We start from the raw sequence: 19461 nt of genomic DNA, 5'->3' as shown, positions 1-19461 counted from the left end.
GGATCAGTCCTCCTGTCCGAAGGCTCGCTTCTGCACGACCCGGAGGAAGAGGAAGGAGACGGCGAAACTGGCGAGCGCGATCACGACGGAGGTCGCGGCGGCGGAGTGGATGTCGTCGCGGGTGAACGCGTCCCGGTAGACGAGCATCAGCGGGGACCAGGAGGTCGAGAGGCTGTTGGTCAGCGGTCGCAGCGTCGTCGGCTCGGCGAACACCTGCAGAGTTGCGACCATCGAGAAGAGCGCCGTCATCACCAGAGCGGGGGTGACGATCGGGATCTTGATGCGCAGCGCGATCTGCAGATCGCTCGCCCCGTCGATCCGTGCCGCCTCGTAGACGTCGGAGGGAATGGCCTGGAGGGCGGTGTGGATGACGATCATGTTGAATCCGACGCCGCCCCAGAGCGCGATGTTCGCGATCCCGAAGACGACGGCGCCGGAGGACAGGATGTCGGGGGCTTCCCCGCCCAGCCGCTCAATCACGTACGCGAAAGGCGAGACGGCCGGCAGGTAGAGGAATCCCCAGAGCAGCGAGGAGATGACGGCCGGTACGGCGTAAGGCAGGAAGATCGAGACCCTCGAGAACGAGACCGCACGGGCCCGCCTCGCGTCGAGGAGGAGAGCGAAGAGGAGCGCGAGACCGAGCATGCACGGGATGAGGACGAGCCCGTAGAGGAGCACCCGTCCGACGCTGGCCCCGAACTCCGGATCGCTGAGCGACCCGAGGTAGTTCTCGATGCCGGCGAAGACCTGCTTCCGGCCGCGGGAACCCAGGCCGAGCCCAACGGCCTGCTTCTTCTGGAAGCTGAGCATGACGGTGTAGAGGATCGGCGCGGCCATGAAGGCGGCGAAGAGCACGATCGCCGGTGCGAGCATCGCATAGGGAGCGAGTACTCGGGCGCGGAAGCCGGTGCCGAGTCGACCTCTCCTCGGCGGCGCGGTCGGGAGAGTCAGGGGTGGGGGAGCCATGCCGAGTCCTTCGGAACGAGAGCGGTCGGGAAGCGGCGCCGGATCCTCGCCGCCGGGAGGCGCGCGGCCCGATGGTGGACGCGGGCCGCGCACCGGTCACTCCACGGAGAAGCCGCTCTTCACGAGGTCGTCGGAGGTGATCCGCTGCATCTCGGCCACGGCGTCGACGAAGGCGGACCGCGTCCTCGCGGCGGCGGCCTTCGCGAACTCGTCGTTGTACGCGCTGAAGGCGACGTTCACGTTCGGCCCGTAGGTGAACGGAGCGACCGACTCGGAGGCGGCGGCGGCGATGTCGGAGAAGTCCCCCTGGGTGCTGAAGAAGTCGGGCGGGCTGCTGAGCGCTGCTCTCGCCGCCTCGGTCGCCGCCGGGTAGACGCCCGCGACCTCGGCGAGTGCCGCGACCGCCACCGGATCCGTGTTCAGCCAGGTCGCGAACTCGGCAGCGGCCGCGGTCTTCTTCGTCTGACTGGTGACTGCCGTGGTGCTTCCTCCCCAGTTCCCGCTGGAGGGGTTCGCGGCGTCCCACTGCGGCAGAGCTGCGGCGATCCACGCGCCTTTCGTGTCGGGGGCGTTGCCGCTGAGCACGCCGGGTGCCCAGACGGCGCTGATCCAGCCGACCTGCGAACCGTCGTTCAACCCTGCGTTCCACTCCGGCGTGTACATCGGCGTGTTGCCGATCGCCCCGGATTCGACGAGCTCTCCCCAGTAGGCCGCGACCTTCTCGGTCGGTCCGGCGTCGATGTCGACGCCCCAGCTCCGGTCGTCCGTCGACCACCAGGAGGCTCCGGCCTGCTGCGCGAGGCCGGCGAACCAGCCCGCGTCGTTGGAGGAGAAGGTGCCCAGGTGTCGGGCCGGGTCGGAGGCGTGGACGGCCTCCGCGGCCGCGGCGTACTCCTCCCACGTCGTCGGGACGCCGAGGCCGAGGCTCTCGAGGATGTCCGCGCGATAGTAGGCCATCATCGGCCCCGAGTCCTGGGGGATCGCGTAGACGGCGTCACCTCCGAGCGTGACGGCCGACCAGGTGCCGTCGGAGAAGCTGCCCTCCAGATCGCCGGCGCCTTCGTCGGAGATGTCGGCCAGAGCATCCGCCGCGACGAGGGTGGGGATCTTCTGGTACTCGGCCTGAACCAGATCGGGGGCTCCGCTGCCCGCCTTGACGGCGGTGAGCAGCTTGGTGATGGCGGGGTCGCCGCCGTCCTGCTTGCTGACGGTGACCTGGATCTCCGGGTGGTCCTCGTTCCAGATGTCGACGACCTGATCGAGGTTCGGCGCCCAGGCCCAATACGTCAGCTCGACGGGGCCCGAGGCTCCGTCGTCGAAGCCGGTGGAGCAGCCGGTGAGCAGGAGCGCTCCGGTGGCAGCGGCGGCGGCGCCGAGGGAGCGGATCCTGCGGAACGGGATGTGCATTCGTCCTCCTTGAAGAAGCTGGTTCGTCGATCCCCGGCGCCTCCGCTCGGGAGGAGGACGGCGGCGTGCCCTGTGAGCGGTTACAGTTAGCCATACGTGTATGGTCCTGTCAACAGTGGCGCAGCCACCCGCACCAGGGCACGACACTGGGACCGCGCACAGCCGAAGGAGACAGCTCGCATGACCACCGCTACCGGCGACACCCCCTCCGCCTTCCGCTACCGGCTCCCCGGAGCCGACGGGCGTCCGCTCCCCCGGGCTCCGTGGATCCCGGGGCGGCCGGGGCTGCGTTACGGAGGCGACTACAACCCCGAGCAGTGGCCGCGGGAGGTCTGGGCGGAGGACGTCGCCCTGATGCGCGAGGCGGGCGTCGACCTCGTCAGCGTCGGGATCTTCTCCTGGGCACTGCTCGAGCCGCAGGAGGGCCGGTACGACTTCGGGTTCCTCGACGAGCTGCTCGATCTGCTGCACGGCGCCGGGATCGATGTCGACCTCGCGACCCCGACGACCGTCCCGCCCGCCTGGTTCTGGAAGGCGTACCCGGACTCCCACCCTGTCACCCGGGAGGGCGTCACCCTGGGCCGGGGCTCGCGCGGCATGGTCAGCCCGAGCTCGCCCGAGTACCGGGCGGCGGCCGTCGCCGTCACGGAGCAGCTCGCGCAGCGCTACGCCGCGCATCCCGCGGTGGTCCTCTGGCACGTGCACAACGAGTACGGCGCTCCGGTCAGCGAGGACTACTCCGACTACTCTGTCGCGGCCTTCCGCGCATGGCTGCAGGCGAAGTACGCGACGCTCGGCGCTCTGAACGCGGCGTGGGGCACGCTCTTCTGGGGCCAGGTGTACGGGGAGTGGGACGAGATCGACGCGCCACGGGTCGCGGCCACCGTCGTGAACCAGACGCAGCGGCTCGATTTCGCCCGCTTCACCTCGGACGCGCTCCTCGCCTGCTTCACGGCGGAACGCGACGCGATCAAGCGCTACTCGGACAAGCCGGTCACCACGAACTTCATGGCCACCAACTGCCCCTCGATCGACTACTGGAGATGGAGCAGCGAGGTCGACCTGGTCTCGAACGACCACTACCTGGCCGCAGAGCGCCACGACAACCACGTGCTGCTGGCGATGGACGCCGACCTCACGCGATCTTTCGCCGGAGGGCGTCCGTGGATCCTCATGGAGCACTCGACGTCGGCGGTGAACTGGCAGCCGCGCAACATCGCGAAACGCCCCGGTGAGCTCGCACGCAACGCCGCGAGCCATCTCGCGCGCGGGGCCGACGCGGTCCTCTTCTTCCAGTTCCGGGCCTCCCGGTACGGAGCCGAGAAGTTCCACTCCGCGATGCTCCCCCACGCCGGGGCGCGGACGCGGGTCTGGAAGGAGGTCGTCGAGTTCGGCGCCGACCTCGACCGCCTCTCAGCGGTCCTCGGCTCCGTCGTCCGGACTCGCGTCGCGATCCTGTGGGACATCGAGTCCTTCTGGGCGCACGATCTGGAGTGGCGGCCCTCGGTCGAGCTCGATCACCGCGAGCGGATCGAGGCCTTCTACTCCGCGCTCTGGATGCGCGGTGTCACGGTCGACTTCGCCCACCCCCACTCCGATCTCAGCGGCTACGGCCTCGTCCTCGCCCCCTCGCTCTACCTGATGGACCGGACGTCGTCCTCGAACGTGACCGAGTACGTCCGCGCCGGCGGCACGTTCGCCGCCTCCTACTTCTCAGGGATCGTCGACGAGAACGACGCCGTGCACGAGGGCGGCTTCCCCGGCGCCCTTCGCGAGGTCCTCGGCCTCTCGATCCCCGAGTTCCTGCCGCTCCGCGACGGCGAGGTCGTCGAGCTCGACTCCGGAGCGCGAGGAAGCGGCTGGACCGACGACATCGCCCTCGAGGGCGCGGTCGAGAGAGCGCGGTACGCCTCCGGACCAGCTGCCGGAGGACCGGCGATCACCCGCAACGTGCTCGGCGACGGATCGGCCTGGTACCTCTCCACGCGGCTCCGGGGCGACGATCTCGCGGACTTCGTCGACACCCTGCTCACGGACGCCGGCATCACTCCACCCGCCGAGACAGTGGAAGGGCTCGAAGTCGTCGTCCGCCACGGTGACGTCGCGGACTTCACCTTCCTCATCAACCATGCCGAGACGGACGCGGCGGTCGCGAGCCCCGGCACGCTCGAGCTCATCACCGGCAGCACCGTGGACGGGACCGTGGTCGTTCCGGGGAAGGGCGTCCGGGTCGTGCGGCGGGACCACTGAGGATCGACCACCTGCTTCACTCCGAGGTCGAGACCTCGCGGGAACCGCGGGTGCCGCGAAGGTACTCGAAGGTGCGCAGGGATTCGAGGGGACGGCCGTCCGCAGCGAACAGGGCCTGGTTGTCCCAGGCCGATCCGCCGTGACTCCCGCCGACGTGGACCGGGTCGTAGCCCGCGGCGCGGCTCGTCGCCCATCCCGCGCCGAAGCGCTCCCAGAGCGACCGGTTCGCGGCGAGAGCCGATGGAGGACCGACGGGCAGCCAGGCCGGCTCCCAGTAGAAGACGCCGATGCCCGTCGATCCGACATCGCGCACTGCTGCGACGACATCCCGGAGAGCCGTCGCCTGGCCCTGCACACTGATCGGGTACCGGCTCGAAGAGGGAGCAGTGGCGATGACGTTCGGATGCCCGTCGCCGTCCGTCAGGGTGTACGGCCACGAGGTCTCGGCGACCATCACCTTCTTGCCGTAGGTCCGTGAGACCTGAGCCAGCACCTCGGTGAGGTTCGCGGTCGAGCCGTGCCAGTACGGATAGTAGGAGCTCGCGAAGACGTCGTAGTCGACTCCGAAGCGGTGGAGCCCCGCGGCGATCGCCGAGTACCGCCCGACGGATTCCGGGTTCGTGAAGTGCAGAGCGACAAGAGCATGCGGCAGCACTTCCCGCACGGCGGAAGCACCCGCTGCGAAGAGCGCTGCGAGGGAGGCGTCCATCGATGTGGCGTCGCGGGAGTAGCCGGCCATCCCGGTGTTCGTCTCGTTTCCGACCTGAACGACGCGCACGTCGACGCCGGCGTCCTCGAACCTCCGCAGCGCGCTGACCGTGAAGCCTCGCACGGCTGCTGCCGTCGCCTCCGGCGTCGAGCCGGCCCACGACTTCGGAGCCAGCTGACGACCGGGGTCCGCCCAGAAGTCGGAGTAGTGGAAGTCGACCAGCACTCCCAGTCCAGCAGCCGTGGCGCGTCTGCCGACCTCGACGGCTCGCCCGACGTCGACGTTCCCGCCGCCGTAGCCTCGGCCGCGGTCATCGAACGGATCGTTCCACACCCTGACCCGGACCGCCGTGACGCCCGCATCAGCGAGGACGGCGAAGAGATCCGCCGGAGAGCCGCTCCTCTCGCGGAAGACGACCCCGCTCTCCTCGAGGGAGAGGACGGAGGAGACGTCGACACCGCTGAGGAATCCCGTGGACATGCCGTCGACGCGGCTCACGACGACCGGGACACTCGTCGAGGCGGCAGGAGCGGCTGGGGCCGGTGCGACCGTCCCGACGGTCAGGCAGGCGATCACAGCGGTGATCGAGAGGTGGAACGTTCTGCTTCGTCGCATGGTCAACCCTTCCGAGCGGTCCGTCACGGAGGAGGAGCCCCGCCGCCGCGGTCACGATCGCCGACCATAGGTTCGAGCGGCCGAGGGAACAACAGCCTTCTCCGTACAGGCGCGGCTTCCACCAGAACTGGCGCGGACGCGGAGCCGTGACGACCCTTCCCAAAGGGCTTCACGACGATGAGCCGCTCCCCGCTCGCGCGCCGCAGTCTCACCCGGGCGCCCCGCACCGGGCATCCGCCGCCTTCTCGACGGCGCTTCCTTGACACCGCCGCCGGCCGGTCATCATCATGCAGTCACGACCGGCGGCGGCGTGCCACCGGCGACCCGACAGGAACGGTGCACCGATGCCCACCACGATCTTCGTCAACCTGGCCGTCGCCGATCTCGCCCGGGCGAGAGCCTTCTACGAATCGCTCGGCTACTCGATCGACGAGGGCTTCAGTGACGAGAACGCCGTCAGCGTGGTGATCAGCGACACGATCACCGCGATGCTGCTCACGCGGGAGTTCTTCGCGGAGTTCACCAGCAAGCCGATCATCGACGCCACCACCTCGACCGAGGTGCAGCTCGCCCTCAGCGCCGACAGCAGGGAGGAGGTCGACACGCTCCACGGGAAGGCCCTCGCCGCGGGGGCGACCCCGGCCGGCGAGCAGGACCACGGGTTCATGTACTCGAAGAGCTTCGACGACCTCGACGGCCACCACTGGGACTTCGTCTGGATGGACCCGGCGGCGGCAGCGGGCGGCGCACCGGAGCTGTCCGTCGAGGAGATCCGAGCGAACACGACGCACAGCTGAGACGCGACCCGCGACGCCGACGGTCGGCGTCCGCGACCCCGCGACGGCACGCCCTCGCAGTCACACTCCGTCACGATCCGACGCGCACTCCCCTCGGCCTGACAGGCTCCCGGCATCCGCCTTCCGGGCGTCTGGACAGGAGCACACCGTGACGATCACTGCACCGGCGACCACCGCGACCACTGCTGCGGCGAGCGCCGCGACCACGACCGCGGCGCCCGCACCCCGTGCCTCCGCGGTGGCCGGCTTCACCACGCGCCAGGTGCACGCCGGTGCCGCGCCCGACGGCGCCCACGGGGCGCGCGTCACTCCCGTGCACCTCAGCGCCGGCTTCGTGTTCGACAGCTTCGAGCACGCCCGCGAGAGGTTCGCCGGGGAGGACGAGGGCTACTTGTACACCCGCAACGGGAACCCGACCACCGAGGAGGTCGAGCGCCGGCTCGCCGATCTCGAGGGCGGTGCCGAGGCGATCCTGGTGGCGAGCGGCCAGGCGGCCACCGCCTCCGCTCTCCTGGGGATCCTGCAGGCCGGCGACCGGGTGCTCTCGTCGCGCCGCTTGTACGAGGGCAACCGCGGGCTGCTGGTGCAGAACTTCGGGCGGCTCGGGATCGGCGTGGACTTCGTCGACGACGGGTCCGACCTCGGCGAGTGGGAGCGCCGGATCGGACCCGACACCCGGGTCCTCTTCGGCGAGCCGATCCCGAACCCGAAGAACGACCTCCTGGACCTCCCGGCGCTGGCCGCGATCGCGCACCGGCACGGGCTCCCGTTCGTGGTCGACAACACGCTCGCGACCCCGTACCTCCTCCGCCCGATCGAGCACGGGGCCGACGTGGTCGTGCACTCGACCAGCAAGTTCCTCGCCGGGCACGGCTCGGCCCTCGGCGGCGTGATCGTCGACGCCGGCACGTTCGACTGGGCGGCGCGCGCCGCGCTCTTCCCGCACCTCAACCAGGAGGAGCGGTCGTTCGGCGGGCGCAGCTGGGCCGAACAGCACGGCCGACGCGCGTTCGTCTCCTACACGCGCGAGATCGTGGTCTCCCGCCTGGGACCGACGCCGTCACCGCTGAACTCCTTCCTGCTGCGGCAGGGCGTCGAGACGCTGTCGCTGCGAGTCGAGCGGCACTCGGCGAACGCCCTCGCCGTCGCCCGCTTCCTCGAGGGGCGGCCCGAGGTCGTGTCGGTGGACTACTCCGGTCTGGAGTCGAGCCCGTCGTTCGCTCTCGCGCAGCGCCTGCTGCCCCGCGGGCAGGGCTCCGTCTTCTCCTTCACCGTGGCCGGAGGAGAGGCGGGCGCGGCCGCCTTCATCGACGCCGTCGAGCTGTTCAGCCACATGACCCATCTCGGCGACGTGCGCTCGCTGGTGCTGCACCCCGCGTCGACCACCCACGCCGGGCGCACCCCCGCCGAGCGCGCCGCCGCCGGGATCCACCCCGGGCTCCTCCGGCTGTCGATCGGGATCGAGGACGTCGACGACCTCCTCCGCGACCTCGAGCGCGGGCTCGCCGCGGTGCGCGCACGCGCCCTCCCCGCACTCGCGGGGGTGTGAGCGTGGCGCGCCGTCAGCACTTCGGCTGGTTCTTCTCCCGCGGCTTCGGACCGCAGGGATGGGGGCACCCCTACCGGGAGTGGAACCACGACTGGACGAAGCCCGGCCTCTACCAGCAGTCGGCGCGCGAGCTGGAGCAGGCCGGCTTCGAGCTGATCGTGATGGAGGACGCCGTCTCGCTCGGCTCCCCGGAGACGCTCGATCTGCGGGTGCGGGGAGCGTACGGCGGGCCGAAGCACGATCCGCTCCTCCTGGCGCCGTACCTGTTCGCAGCGACCGAGCGGATCGGGCTGGCACCGACGATCAACGCCGGCATCACGCCCCCGTACCTCGCCGCCCGGCAGGCGGCGACCCTGCAGCACCTCAGCTCCGACCGCTTCGGGATCAACCTGGTCACCGACGTCGGCAGCGCCCGCCACGTGGGGCTGGAGCCGCTGTCGCACGACGCGGCCTACGACCGGGCCGACGAGTGGATGGCGGTCGTCCGCCGGCTCTGGCACAGCTGGGGCGAGGGCGCGCTGGTCGCCGACCCCGGGTCGGGCCGCTACGCCGACGGCACCCGGATCGACGCGTTCCGGCACCGCGGGGAGCACTTCCGCGTGGACGGCCCCCTCAACGCCGTCCCCTTCGAGAACGGCGACCCGATCGTGGTCTCCCCCGGCGGCTCGCCCCGCGGTCTCGCCTTCGCCGGAACGCAGTCGGACGTGCAGCTCGCTCTCGCACCGCTGGAGGCCCGGGCGGTGCGCGACTACCGGGCGCGCGTGCTCGCCGCGGCCGAGCAGCACGGGCGGACGGCGGACGACCTGCGCGTGCTCTTCGTCGTGAAGCCCGAGATCGTGTCGAGCCCGGAGGAGGCGGCGCGCGTCGTCGAGGCGTCGCGCCACCCCGACGAGGACGCGCTGCGGCGGATCGCGCTCGGCTGGTCGAGCGACCTGGAGACCGACCTCACCGGGCTGGACCTGGACCTCCCCGTCCCGCGGTCGGTGTTCGGCGAGCACGTCTCGCACGGCACCATCGCCGGCCTGTACGGCGGCACGGAGGACGCTCCGCTGCGGGAGCTGCTGACCCGGAAGGCGCGCAAGGGCCGGGTCGCCGACCGCGCCGGCTTCGTCGGCACCGCCGAGGAGTTCGCCGACTTCGTCGAGGAGCTCGGCGACGACGGCGGCAACGACGGGCTCCTCCTCTCCGGAGACCTGCACCCGGTCACCCTGCACCGGATGCTCGACGACCTCGTCCCCGTCCTGCGGCGCCGCGGGATCCTCCGCGACGAGCTCGCCCCCGGCGGGACCCGCGCCAATCTCTTCGGGACGTAGGGGATCGTGCCCCCGCCCCTGTCCCTCCTACCGATCGGCCGATCATGACGAACGAACCCGCCTTCAGCATCACCCTCACCCCCTTCGACGAGGACTACTCGCCGGCCCCGAGCTCCCGGATCACCACCAACTTCGCGAATCTGGCCCGCGGCGAGCGCCGCCGGGAGAACCTCCGGACCGCGCTGCGGATGATCGACGACCGGTTCAGCGAGCTCGCATCCGGCGACGATCCGGACCGTTACACGGTCGGGCTCGACATCGTCTCCGTCGGGCTGCGGCTCAGCGCGGACGGCGAGGACCGGGAGTTCCCCCTGCTGGAGGTCCTGCGCACCAGGATCCTCGACCGCCGCACCGGACGATGTCACCCGGGGACCCTGGGGAACAACTTCTCGTCCTACCTCCGCGACCACGACTTCAGCGTGCGGCTGCCGGCGGTCAACGCCTCCCGGGCCGGCTTCACCGTCCCCGACGACTTCGGCGTCCTGCACGGCGCCCTCTTCCAGCACTTCCGGGACTCCGCGCAGTACGCGGAGCTCTCGTCGACGCCGCCCGTCATCTGCATCAGCGTCTCGACGAGCAGGACGTACCGGCGCACCGGGACCCGCCATCCGGTCCTCGGCGTCGAGTACCGGCAGGACGAGCTCTCGCTGACCGACCGGTACTTCGCGGAGATGGGCCTCGGGGTCCGCTTCTTCATGCCGCCCGGCGGCACGGCACCGCTCGCGTTCTACTGCGGCGGCGACCTGCTCGAGGACTACTCGGACCTCCAGCTCATCGCCACCATCAGCACGATGGAGACGTTCCAGAGGATCTACCGGCCCGAGATCTACGGTGCGCGCTCGGCCGCCGCCGACGTCTACCGGCCGGACCTGGAGCAGCAGGACTACGCGCGGCCCGCGGTCGCCTACGACCGCGAGGAGCGCGGCCGGCTCGCGGTCGAGCAGGGACGGTTCGCGGAGGAGCACCTGATGAGGCCGCACGGGGAGCGGCTGCGGCAGTGGGCCGCCGGGTACGCGGGAGCGGTCCGATGAGCGCGCGCGGATCCTCGACGTCTCTCCCGCTCCTGCCCACCTCGATCGCCGGCAGCCTGCCGAAGCCGTCGTGGCTCGCGCAGCCGGAGACCCTGTGGTCCCCGTGGAGACTGGACGGCGACGCCCTGGCCGAGGGCAAGCAGGACGCTCTGCGGGCCGCCGTCCACGAGCAGCACCACCGGGGCCTGGACATCGTCAGCGACGGCGAGCAGACCCGCCAGCACTTCGTCACGACGTTCATCGAGCACCTCGCGGGCGTCGACTTCGAGCGGCGCGAGACGGTGCGCATCCGCGACCGGTACGACGCGAGCGTGCCGACCGTCGTCGGCGCCGTGGGCCTCGAGAAGTCCGTGTTCGCCGACGACGCCCGGTTCCTGCGCGAGCAGACCGATCAGCCGATCAAGTGGGCGCTGCCCGGCCCGATGACGATGATCGACACCCTCTCCGACCGGCACTACGGGAGCCGCGAGAAGCTGGCGTGGGAGTTCGCGGCGATCCTCAACGAGGAGGCGCGGGCTCTCCAGGACGCCGGAGTCGACATCGTCCAGTTCGACGAGCCCGCCTTCACCGTCTTCTTCGACGAGGTGCAGGACTGGGGAGTGGCCGCTCTGGAGAGGGCGGCGGAGGGACTCCGCATCGAGACCGCCGTGCACATCTGCTACGGCTACGGGATCAAGGCGAACACCGACTGGAAGGCGACCCTCGGTTCGGAGTGGCGGCAGTACGAGGAGTCGCTCCCGCTCCTCCAGCAGTCCACGCTCGACATCGTCTCGCTCGAGAGCCACCACTCCCACGTCCCGATGGAGCTGATCGAGCTCGTCCGCGGCAAGAAGGTCATGCTCGGAGCGATCGACGTGGCGAGCGGGACCGTCGAGACTCCCGAGGAGGTCGCCGACACTCTGCGCCGAGCCCTCCGGTTCGTCGACGCGGACCTGCTCCTGCCGAGCACGAACTGCGGCATGGCGCCGCTCCCCCGCGACCTCGCCTGGGGGAAGCTCAGCGCGCTGAGCGCGGGAGCGGCGATCGTCCGCGAGGAGCTCGCGCCCTGACCGGCCCCGGGGAGACGGGTCGCGGCCGGCCCGTCTCCCCGCACGTCCCACCCGCCTCAGCCCTCCGCTCGCGCCTCCTGAGCCGCGATGTCCTTCATCGCCAGGTCCGCCCGGCGGAACTGATCCGTCTCCGGGAGCGCGAGGTGCAGTCCGGCGACGGTCGTGAGCGAGACCGTCGCCTCGGCCACGGTCACGTCGAGGACGTGGCCGCCCTTCTCGCGGGCGTCGTCGACGTAGTGCAGGTGGTACCCGGGGACCGACACGGCCTGCTCGAACTGCGGAGTGCGGAAGCCCGCGATCGTGCCGCTGGTGTCGGCGATGCCGGTGACGCTCTGGTGCGCGGTCGCCTCGATCAGGGGAGGGTACGGCTCGGTCTGCTCGCCGACGGTCCGGGTGCGGACCTCGGTGAACCGGCCGTCGATCCGGAGGGCGACGGGGATGTTCCCGCCGTCGACCGCGTCGTCGATCAGCCGGGTGAGTCCGGCGAGACCCGTCGGCTCCTCCACCGTGAACGTCGTGGTCGCGTGGAAGGGCAGCACGGCCGCGAAGGGCGTCCTGTCGTCGCCGTCCGCCACCTGGACGGAGCCGTCGCTGCGCAGGTGGTAGCAGACGCCGTCGACGATCACCATCTCGCCGTCGAGGTGGTTGAAGGTGCCCAGCCCGAGGTCGCCGTGGGTGAGCAGCTCGCGGATCGTCAGGTCCCCGTCGTAGACCCCGGCCAGCAGCGCGGCCATGGTCGAGCTCTGGTAGATCGCGTAGTCGTCGGTCGAGTCGACCGTGTGGGTGCTCATTCGAAGGCGTCCTCGACCAGGTGGGCGGCGATGTCGACGTTGCGGCTGTAGTCCACCGCGACGTCGATGATCGAGACGCCCGGCTCGGCCAGGGACGCCCGGAAGGCCTCCTCGAACTCGGCGAGGCCGCTCACCCTCCTGCCCGTGGCGCCGAACGCCGCCGCGAACTTCTCGATGTCGTAGTCGCCGAGCTGGACCCCGGACTTGCGGCCGTACTTCAGCAGCTGCTGGAAGCCGACCATGTCGTAGGTGTCGTCGCGCATGATCACGTGCGTGAACGAGAGGCCGAGCCGCGTCGCCGTCTCGATCTCGGTCGCGGAGAACAGGAACCCTCCGTCACCCGAGACGGAGACCACGGGGGTCCCGGGGCGCAGGAGGCTCGCGGCCATGCCCCACGGGAAGGAGACGCCGAGGGTCTGCTGCCCGTTCGAGAAGAGCAGGTGCTTGGGCTCGTACACGCGGAAGTGCCGGGCCATGAAGATGTAGTTCGAGCCGATGTCGCAGGCCACGGTGGCGTCGTCCGAGAGCAGGTCGCGCATCAGGAGCACGAGGCGGGCGGGATCGACGGTCCCGGGAGCCGCGTCGGCGGTCCGCGCCGCGTCGTCGATCCGCTCCAGCTCGCTCCGGTGCCGGGCGACCCGGTCGGCGGCGTCCTCGTCGAGCTGCAGACCGGAGACGAGGGGCGTGAGGGCCGCGACGGTCTGCGCGAGGTCGCCCTTCAGCTCCAGCGCCGGCAGGTAGTGGTTGTCCAGCGGAGCGTCGACGGAGTCGATGTGGACGATCCGGCGGTCGACGTCGCTGTTCCAGATCACCGGGTCGTACTCGACGGCGTCGTAGCCGATCGCGACGACGAGGTCGGACTCGGCGAGGGCGAGGTCGGCGGGCTGGTTCCGGAACAGGCCGACGCGGCCGAGGTAGTGGTCCTCGAGCTCGCGGGAGACGAGGCCGGCCGCCTGGAACGTCTCGATCACCGGCAGCTCCGTCTCGCTGATCAGGGCCCGCAGGGCCGCCACGGTCTCCGGCTCCGACGCGCGGAGGCCCACGAGGAGGACGGGCCGCTCCGCGGTGTTGATCAGGTCGGCGGCGTGGGTGAGGTCCTCGGCGCGGGCCGGACCGCTCGTCGGCCCCGTGGCCGCCCGGGTGATGACCTGCGAGGTCGGCGCGGCCATCACGCTGGCCGACAGCACGACCGCCGCGGCGCCTCGGGGCTCGGTGACGGCGGCGCGGAACGCGTTGCTGACCGCCTCCGAGACGTCGTCCGGATCGGTCGACTCGACCGTGTACTTCGTGACGGTCGTGAGGAAGGCGGCCGCGTCCATCGACTGGTGCGTGCGCTTGAGGCGGTCGGAGAGCTGCACGGCTCCGGCGAGCGCGACGACGGGGTCCTGCTCCGTGTTGGCCGTGAGCAGGCCGGTGGCGAGGTTGGTCGTGCCGGGACCGGAGGTCACGAGGACGACGCCCGGGCTGCCCGTCAGCCGCCCCACCGCGGCGGCCATGAAGGCGGCGTTCTGCTCGTGGCGGCAGACGATCAGCTCCGGCCCCTCGTCCGCGAGGACGTCGAAGACCGCGTCGATCTTCGCTCCCGGGATCCCGAAGACGTACTTCACGCCGTTGGCGGTCAGGGTCTCGATCACCCGCCGTGCACTGCGCGTCTCGACGTTCGGCTGCTCCATGGTCCGCTCCGCTCTCTGCTCGGTTGTACCGACGAGCGTAGGAACGGGGGCACCCGGAGCGACCCGGTCAGATGACTCGTTCCCACCCGTGCATCTCCGGCGGCGTACCGATCGCAGTGACGGAGCGCTCGGCCGGGACACGCTCGGCTCCCCCGCCGACGGTCTGCTCCGAGAGTCGTCCGACGCTCGCCGCGACGTCCCCGGTCGTGATGGACTTGCCCGCATGATGATCTCTCCGCGCGAGTCCGCGCACGACACGAAGGCAGGCGTCTGATGGCCGAGGAGCGCGCGATCCTCGCGGGCGGATGCTTCTGGGGGCTCCAGGAGCTCATCCGCGACATGCCGGGCGTCTTCAGCACCCGCGCCGGGTACGCCGGCGGCAGCACGCCGAACGCGACCTACCGCCACCACGGCGACCACGCGGAGGCGGTCGAGATCGAGTTCGATCCCGAGCAGCTCTCCTACCGCGACCTGCTCGAGTTCTTCTTCCAGGTTCACGACCCGACGACGAAGAACCGTCAGGGCAACGACATCGGCACGGCCTACCGCTCCGTGATCCTCTTCCTCTCGCCCGAGCAGGAGAAGGTCGCGCGCCAGACGATCACCGAGATCGACGCGTCGGGCCGCTGGCCCGGACCGGTCGTCACCGAGGTCGAGCCCGCCGGCGAGTTCTGGGACGCCGAGGAGGAGCACCAGGACTACCTGCGCAAGCACCCCGGCGGCTACACCTGCCACTGGGTCCGGCCTAAGTGGGCGCTCGACGCCTGATCCCGGTCACGCGGGACGCGGGGCCCCGGGCTCCGCTCCCGCGGGCACGGCTCGCGTCCGGTGCGCGAAGAGCAGCACCACGGCGAGCGCCGAGAGCACGAGGGCCGGCGTCGGAGCCCAGGCCGGAGCGAGCGTCACGGTCGCCGCTCCGACGACGGCCCCGCCCGCGAGGCTCGCGACGATGAGCGCCTGGAGGGTCCTCGACCCGGACGAGCGCTCGGCGAGCTCCTGCATCAGGCTGGTGAGCGTGCCCGTGACGAAGGTCGTCGTCAGTCCGGCGGCGCCGGAGATCCGCTTCGCCAGCACGGTCTGCAGGCCGAGCGCCGCCGCACTGGTCGCGATGAACGCGCAGTCGACGAGCAGCGACCGGCCGCCCTGCACCGTCGGCCAGGCGGCCGCGACGGCGAGCTGGAGGACGACCCCCACGAGCGCGATGGAGCGGAGCGGACGCCTCCCGTCGACGGTCGGCGACGTGCGCGCCCGCGTCCCGCGGAACCCGGCGTAGACCGCTCCGGCGAAGAAGACGATCGCCGTGACCGCTCCGGCCGCGGTCGTCAGCCAGGCGGAGCGGGGGTACAGCCCCAGCAGCACCAGGTTGCCCGTCATGTTCGCGGTGAAGATGCCGCCGAGCAGGAGGAACGCGAACGCGTCGGTCGCGCCCGAGGCGATCGCCAGCAGCACCAGGGCGAGCCTGAGGCGCGCGGGACCGGTCACCGCCGTCACGCGCGGCCCTCAGCCATGGAGCTGCCGCCAGGTGACGATCTGCTCGCCGCGGAGCTCGTAGCTCCCGAAGCAGCGGAGCCAGTGGCCCTCCCCCGTGTCCGAGCGGAGGTGCAGGGCGTGCTCGGTGAGGACGACGCTGCCGGCCACGGCGATCGTCACGAGGGCGATCCGGATCTCGGTGAACGCCCGGTGGACCTCGTCGCACATCTCGAGGACCCGCGCCCGGCCCGCGATCTCCTGCGAGCTCGACGCGCTGTACACCACCTCCGGATGCAGGAACGGGATGAGCTGCCGGCTGTCGCGAGCGCTCCACACCTCGAGGAAGTCGCGCACCACCAGCTCGTTCTCGATCATCGCGACGCCCCGCACCGACGCGTCCTGCCAGCTCTCGGCCATGGGTCCTCCCGCCGTCCCCGCACCGACACTCGTCGATGGCGACGAGCCTGCCCGAGAGCGCTCCCGGCGCCTACGCGTCGGATGACCCGATCTCCCCGGCGGCGGGCTCACCGCGCGTGCGCCGTCGCCAGCTCGCCCCAGTGCGTCGTCGCCCGGAGCGAGAGGGCGTCGCGCTTCATCGTCCATACCGGCCCCGTGCGGATGCCCGCCAGCCCGAGGCCGACCGCGGACCGCCCGTGGCGCTTCGTCACGGCGTCGATGGTGGCGCCGAGTCCCTTCGTGTCGAAGGCGGCGTCGAAGATCTCGAGCAGCGCGTGGGAGTTCCGCGGCGACAGGTTCGTGAGGATGACGCCGGCCCGCACGTAGCGCGCGCCCTCCCGCAGCCGCGGGCGCAGGGTGCCGATCGCGGCCCTCACCATCGCCACCGGGTCGTCCGTGGGGACGGGGAAGCCAGCCAGGCCGCCCGCGGACTCGTACGGCGCGTCCGCGAACGGCGAGGTCGACGCGAACACGCTCATCGTCTTCGTCACCGACTCCTGCGCCCGGAGGCGGTGGGCGGCGCGCTGCGCGTAGACGGAGAGCACCTGCTCCATGTCCGCGATCGTCGTCACCGGAGTGGCGAAGGACCGGGAGAAGATCAGCTGGTCGCGGACGGTCCGGGCGGCCTCGAGCGGGATGCAGTCGACGCCGCGCAGCTCGTAGACCGAGCGCTGCAGGACGACGGAGAACTTCCTGCGGATGAGCGCGGGGTCCGCGTCGCGGAGGTCGCGGACGGTGTGGATGGACAGCTCCGCGAGGCGCTTCCCCGTGCGGCCGGCGACGCCCCACAGCTCGGTGACGTGCTGCGAGGCCATCAGCGCGTCGAGCTGCTCGGGCGTGTACCAGTCGGTGTCGCAGACACCGCCGAGGCTCGGGTGCTTCTTCGCTCCGCCCTTGTTGACGAACTTCGCGAGCGTCTTGCTCGGCCCGAAGCCGACGCACACGGGCAGCCCGACGTTCTTCGCGACCGCCGCCCGCATCGCGCGTCCGATCTTCGCCCGCTCGGCCACGTCGCCGTCGACGCCGAGGAAGCTCTCGTCGATCGAGTACACCTCCTGCCAGGCGGAGTACCGGCCCAGCAGCTCCATCACGCGGGCGGACAGCTCGCCGTACAGCTCGTAGTTGCTCGAGCGGGCGACCACCTCCGGAAGGCGACCGGAGCGGATGAGCGGCTCGATCCGGAACCAGGGGGTGCCGTTCTCGATGCCGAGCCTCTTCACCTCGTCGGAGCGCGCCACGACGCAGCCGTCGTTGTTCGAGAGGACGACGACGGGCCGCCCGGCGAGCGTCGGATCGAACAGCCGCTCGCAGGAGACGTAGAACGAGTTCACGTCGACCAGGGCGATGCGCCGCTCAGAGCGCACGGTGCAGCCTGTGGAGGCAGACGGTGACGACGCCCCACACCTGGAGGTCGCTCAGCTCGGCGACGTGGATCGGCGGGTACTCCGGGTTCTCGGCCCGCAGCACCACTCCCCCGGGGTGCAGCTCGAGGCGCTTGACCGTCAGCTCGCCGTCGAGGATCGCGATGACGACGCTCCCGTGGGTCGGCGTGATCGACCGGTCGACCACGAGCTCGTCCCCGTCGCTGATGCCGGCGCCGACCATGCTCTCGCCCGAGACCCGCACGATGAACGTCGACGTCCTGTCGCGGATCAGGTGGTCGTTGAGGTCGAGCGACCCGTCGAAGTAGTCCTGCGCCGGCGAGGGGAAGCCCGCCGCCACCGCCTCGCTGGTGACGAGGAAGGTGACGGCGACGGCGTCCGAGGCCGGAGTCGCGATGCGCTCCACGACGGTCACGCTCATGGTCGGCTCCCTCCTCGTCGCGTCGAACGTGTGTTCGAACGCGTCCGAGTGTAGGTCGGGGGCACCGACATTCGGGGGGCGCCCGGCGCCGTCCTCGACCGCCCGCGGGGACGATCCCCGGCGACGCCGCCGGTCGCCGGGAGGAGTGGCGCGTCGGCCGACGCGAGCCCAGCCTCCCTGGAGCCTTCTCCGACACGATCCGACCTCACCCCTCGGAAGGAGCCTTTCCCCTGCGCGCATCCCGTCCTCTCCCCGGCGACCCCTGGCCGTCGGGGATGGTCATCACGGTCGAGGACGACCCCTGGGCGCTGCTCGAGCTCCGGTCGGCATCGGACCGCTGCGCCGCCGCGCTCCGCCGGTTCGCCGACGGCTCGCTGGAGTGACGGGGCACGGATCTCCGGATCGGATGAACGCACGCGCGTTCCGGACGGTATCCCTCTTCGAGCCGCCGATCTCCGGCGACCGCAAGTCTCGAGGAGTGCACGATGAGCAGGAACATCAGAGTCGGCATCGCAGCTGTCGCCGTCGCGGGCGTGATGGCGGTGGCACCCGTGCTCGCCGGTGCGAGCAGTGTCGCTCCCGCCGCGGCGACCAGCGACTCCAGCAGCGCGTCGGACAGGAACCTGATCAACGCGGTCCGCTCCGTGGCGGCGAAGCTGCGGGTCGTCGGCCTCTCCGACGGCGGCACGAAGCTCGTGCAGTTCAACCCGACGAAGCCCGGCAAGGTCACGAACCGCGTCGCCGTCGCCGGCCTCACCGGCGGCGACACCGCGCTCATCGGCATCGACTACCGGGTCCAGGACGGCGCCCTCTACGGCGTCGGCGACAACGCGGCGAGCGCCGGCGTCTACTCCATCGACCCGTCCACCGGCGTCGCCACCCAGGTGACCCGTCTCACCGTGGCGCTGAGCGGCACCTCCTTCGGCGTCGACTTCAACCCCGCCGCCAACGCGCTCCGCGTCGTCAGCGACACGGGCCAGAACCTCCGTCAGCCGTTCGCCACCGCGGGCGCCGCGACGGTCGCCGACGGCACGCTGAGCTACGCCGCGCCGGCCGTGGCCACCGGTGTCGCCGGGGCCGCCTACACGAACAACGATCTCGACGCGAACAGCGCGACCACGCTGTTCGTCCTCGACACGGCCCTCGACCAGATCGCGATCCAGTCCCCGGCCAACGCCGGAACCCTGGCGCCGACCGGGAAGCTCGGCCTCGACGCGGTGGGCGCGACCGGCTTCGACATCTACTCCGTCCTCCGCAACGGCAGCTCCATCGGCTCGGTCGGCCTCGCCGCCGTCAACGGGTCGCTCTACGAGATCGGACTGCTGAACGGCACGGCGACTCCGCTCGGCACCATCGGTGCGAGTGTCACCGACATCGCCGTCCCGCTCGTCCAGCGCTGACCCGACCGGACCACTCCGGCGACCAGGCTCCTGCCGACCGATGCTCCCGGTGAGCGCCGGTCGGCAGGACGGCGGTCGGCAGGACGCTCCGGCGGGCCGCCTCGGCCGAGAGCCCTCGTCGGAAAGTTCACTCAGCTATGCATCACCGTTCACCCACCGACGCGGCGATGAGGAGTGAGATG

The 19461-nt window shown here is 71.2% G+C and carries 17 protein-coding genes; 8 read left to right on the top strand and 9 right to left on the bottom strand.

The window, feature by feature from the left end; translation table 11 throughout:
* Positions 1–3: 3 nt before the first annotated feature.
* Both C5D44_RS12685 and C5D44_RS12680 read right to left on the bottom strand, forming a co-directional pair.
* Positions 4–966, bottom strand: a complete 963-nt coding sequence (locus tag C5D44_RS12685) for a carbohydrate ABC transporter permease (RefSeq protein WP_104277438.1) — start codon at positions 964–966, stop codon at positions 4–6.
* A gap of 96 nt (positions 967–1062) precedes the next feature.
* Positions 1063–2373: an ABC transporter substrate-binding protein gene (locus tag C5D44_RS12680; protein ID WP_104281842.1), complete on the bottom strand. Its 1311-nt coding sequence runs from the start codon at positions 2371–2373 to the stop codon at positions 1063–1065.
* Between the two features lie 180 nt (positions 2374–2553).
* On the opposite strand from C5D44_RS12680, the gene C5D44_RS12675 reads away from it, so the two are divergent.
* The gene (locus tag C5D44_RS12675) at positions 2554–4623 is read left to right on the top strand and encodes a beta-galactosidase (RefSeq protein WP_104281841.1); all 2070 of its coding nucleotides are present in this window, start codon (positions 2554–2556) and stop codon (positions 4621–4623) included.
* A 16-nt stretch (positions 4624–4639) separates the two neighbouring features.
* Here the strand turns inward: C5D44_RS12675 and C5D44_RS12670 are convergent, their stop codons facing one another.
* On the bottom strand, positions 4640–5947 hold the full coding sequence (locus tag C5D44_RS12670; RefSeq protein ID WP_104281840.1) for a glycosyl hydrolase 53 family protein: 1308 nt from the start codon (positions 5945–5947) through the stop codon (positions 4640–4642).
* Between the two features lie 344 nt (positions 5948–6291).
* Between C5D44_RS12670 and C5D44_RS12665 the strand changes: the two genes are divergently transcribed.
* The 5 genes from C5D44_RS12665 to C5D44_RS12645 all read left to right on the top strand — a co-directional run bounded on the left by C5D44_RS12665 (position 6292) and on the right by C5D44_RS12645 (position 11686).
* Positions 6292–6744: a VOC family protein gene (locus C5D44_RS12665; RefSeq protein WP_104257611.1), complete on the top strand. Its 453-nt coding sequence runs from the start codon at positions 6292–6294 to the stop codon at positions 6742–6744.
* Between the two features lie 238 nt (positions 6745–6982).
* Positions 6983–8293, top strand: a complete 1311-nt coding sequence (locus C5D44_RS12660) for a PLP-dependent transferase (protein ID WP_308471647.1) — start codon at positions 6983–6985, stop codon at positions 8291–8293.
* 2 nt (positions 8294–8295) lie between these two features.
* The gene (locus C5D44_RS12655) at positions 8296–9606 is read left to right on the top strand and encodes an LLM class flavin-dependent oxidoreductase (RefSeq protein ID WP_104281839.1); all 1311 of its coding nucleotides are present in this window, start codon (positions 8296–8298) and stop codon (positions 9604–9606) included.
* 44 nt (positions 9607–9650) lie between these two features.
* Positions 9651–10637, top strand: a complete 987-nt coding sequence (locus C5D44_RS12650) for a putative oxygenase MesX (RefSeq protein WP_104281838.1) — start codon at positions 9651–9653, stop codon at positions 10635–10637.
* Positions 10634–11686, top strand: coding sequence for a methionine synthase (locus tag C5D44_RS12645; RefSeq protein WP_104281871.1), 1053 nt, complete (start codon positions 10634–10636; stop codon positions 11684–11686). Before C5D44_RS12650 ends, C5D44_RS12645 begins: the two co-directional genes overlap by 4 nt.
* A 56-nt stretch (positions 11687–11742) precedes the next feature.
* Here the strand turns inward: C5D44_RS12645 and budA are convergent, their stop codons facing one another.
* Complete coding sequence (gene budA, locus C5D44_RS12640) at positions 11743–12477, bottom strand: acetolactate decarboxylase (RefSeq protein ID WP_104281837.1); 735 nt, start codon at positions 12475–12477, stop codon at positions 11743–11745.
* Complete coding sequence (alsS, locus tag C5D44_RS12635; protein WP_104281836.1) at positions 12474–14150, bottom strand: acetolactate synthase AlsS; 1677 nt, start codon at positions 14148–14150, stop codon at positions 12474–12476. The genes budA and alsS overlap by 4 nt, the downstream gene beginning before the upstream one ends.
* Before the next feature lie 273 nt (positions 14151–14423).
* On the opposite strand from alsS, the gene msrA reads away from it, so the two are divergent.
* Positions 14424–14918: a peptide-methionine (S)-S-oxide reductase MsrA gene (msrA, locus tag C5D44_RS12630; protein ID WP_104281835.1), complete on the top strand. Its 495-nt coding sequence runs from the start codon at positions 14424–14426 to the stop codon at positions 14916–14918.
* A gap of 6 nt (positions 14919–14924) precedes the next feature.
* On the opposite strand, the gene C5D44_RS12625 is transcribed toward msrA, so the two are convergent.
* The 4 genes from C5D44_RS12625 to C5D44_RS12610 form a co-directional block, all read right to left on the bottom strand.
* A complete protein-coding gene (locus tag C5D44_RS12625; protein WP_104281834.1) occupies positions 14925–15641 on the bottom strand; it encodes a YoaK family protein in 717 nt (238 codons plus the stop codon).
* Positions 15642–15650: 9 nt separating this feature from the next.
* Positions 15651–16037 carry a nuclear transport factor 2 family protein gene (locus C5D44_RS12620; protein ID WP_104247117.1) on the bottom strand — a complete coding sequence of 129 codons (387 nt, stop codon included), beginning with the start codon at positions 16035–16037 and terminating at the stop codon, positions 15651–15653.
* A gap of 107 nt (positions 16038–16144) precedes the next feature.
* The gene (locus C5D44_RS12615) at positions 16145–17440 is read right to left on the bottom strand and encodes a Y-family DNA polymerase (protein ID WP_104281832.1); all 1296 of its coding nucleotides are present in this window, start codon (positions 17438–17440) and stop codon (positions 16145–16147) included.
* Positions 17430–17879 carry a LexA family transcriptional regulator gene (locus C5D44_RS12610; RefSeq protein ID WP_104233991.1) on the bottom strand — a complete coding sequence of 150 codons (450 nt, stop codon included), beginning with the start codon at positions 17877–17879 and terminating at the stop codon, positions 17430–17432. Before C5D44_RS12610 ends, C5D44_RS12615 begins: the two co-directional genes overlap by 11 nt.
* Positions 17880–18364: 485 nt before the next feature.
* Between C5D44_RS12610 and C5D44_RS12605 the strand changes: the two genes are divergently transcribed.
* Positions 18365–19279: a DUF4394 domain-containing protein gene (locus tag C5D44_RS12605; RefSeq protein ID WP_219815191.1), complete on the top strand. Its 915-nt coding sequence runs from the start codon at positions 18365–18367 to the stop codon at positions 19277–19279.
* Positions 19280–19461: the final 182 nt, after the last annotated feature.

Source organism: Rathayibacter sp. AY1B5, assembly GCF_002932795.1.
Lineage (GTDB): Bacteria > Actinomycetota > Actinomycetes > Actinomycetales > Microbacteriaceae > Rathayibacter.
This window is presented reverse-complemented; position numbering and strand designations above follow the sequence as displayed.

Coding starts and splice junctions, on each gene's coding strand:
- C5D44_RS12675 (WP_104281841.1), top strand. CDS start 2,554: ATGACCACCGCTACCGGCGACACCCCCTCCGCCTTCCGCTACCGGCTC.
- C5D44_RS12665 (WP_104257611.1), top strand. CDS start 6,292: ATGCCCACCACGATCTTCGTCAACCTGGCCGTCGCCGATCTCGCCCGG.
- C5D44_RS12610 (WP_104233991.1), bottom strand. CDS start 17,879: ATGAGCGTGACCGTCGTGGAGCGCATCGCGACTCCGGCCTCGGACGCC.
- C5D44_RS12685 (WP_104277438.1), bottom strand. CDS start 966: ATGGCTCCCCCACCCCTGACTCTCCCGACCGCGCCGCCGAGGAGAGGT.
- C5D44_RS12620 (WP_104247117.1), bottom strand. CDS start 16,037: ATGGCCGAGAGCTGGCAGGACGCGTCGGTGCGGGGCGTCGCGATGATC.
- msrA (WP_104281835.1), top strand. CDS start 14,424: ATGGCCGAGGAGCGCGCGATCCTCGCGGGCGGATGCTTCTGGGGGCTC.
- C5D44_RS12645 (WP_104281871.1), top strand. CDS start 10,634: ATGAGCGCGCGCGGATCCTCGACGTCTCTCCCGCTCCTGCCCACCTCG.
- budA (WP_104281837.1), bottom strand. CDS start 12,477: ATGAGCACCCACACGGTCGACTCGACCGACGACTACGCGATCTACCAG.
- C5D44_RS12680 (WP_104281842.1), bottom strand. CDS start 2,373: ATGCACATCCCGTTCCGCAGGATCCGCTCCCTCGGCGCCGCCGCCGCT.
- C5D44_RS12670 (WP_104281840.1), bottom strand. CDS start 5,947: ATGCGACGAAGCAGAACGTTCCACCTCTCGATCACCGCTGTGATCGCC.
- alsS (WP_104281836.1), bottom strand. CDS start 14,150: ATGGAGCAGCCGAACGTCGAGACGCGCAGTGCACGGCGGGTGATCGAG.
- C5D44_RS12605 (WP_219815191.1), top strand. CDS start 18,365: ATGAGCAGGAACATCAGAGTCGGCATCGCAGCTGTCGCCGTCGCGGGC.
- C5D44_RS12650 (WP_104281838.1), top strand. CDS start 9,651: ATGACGAACGAACCCGCCTTCAGCATCACCCTCACCCCCTTCGACGAG.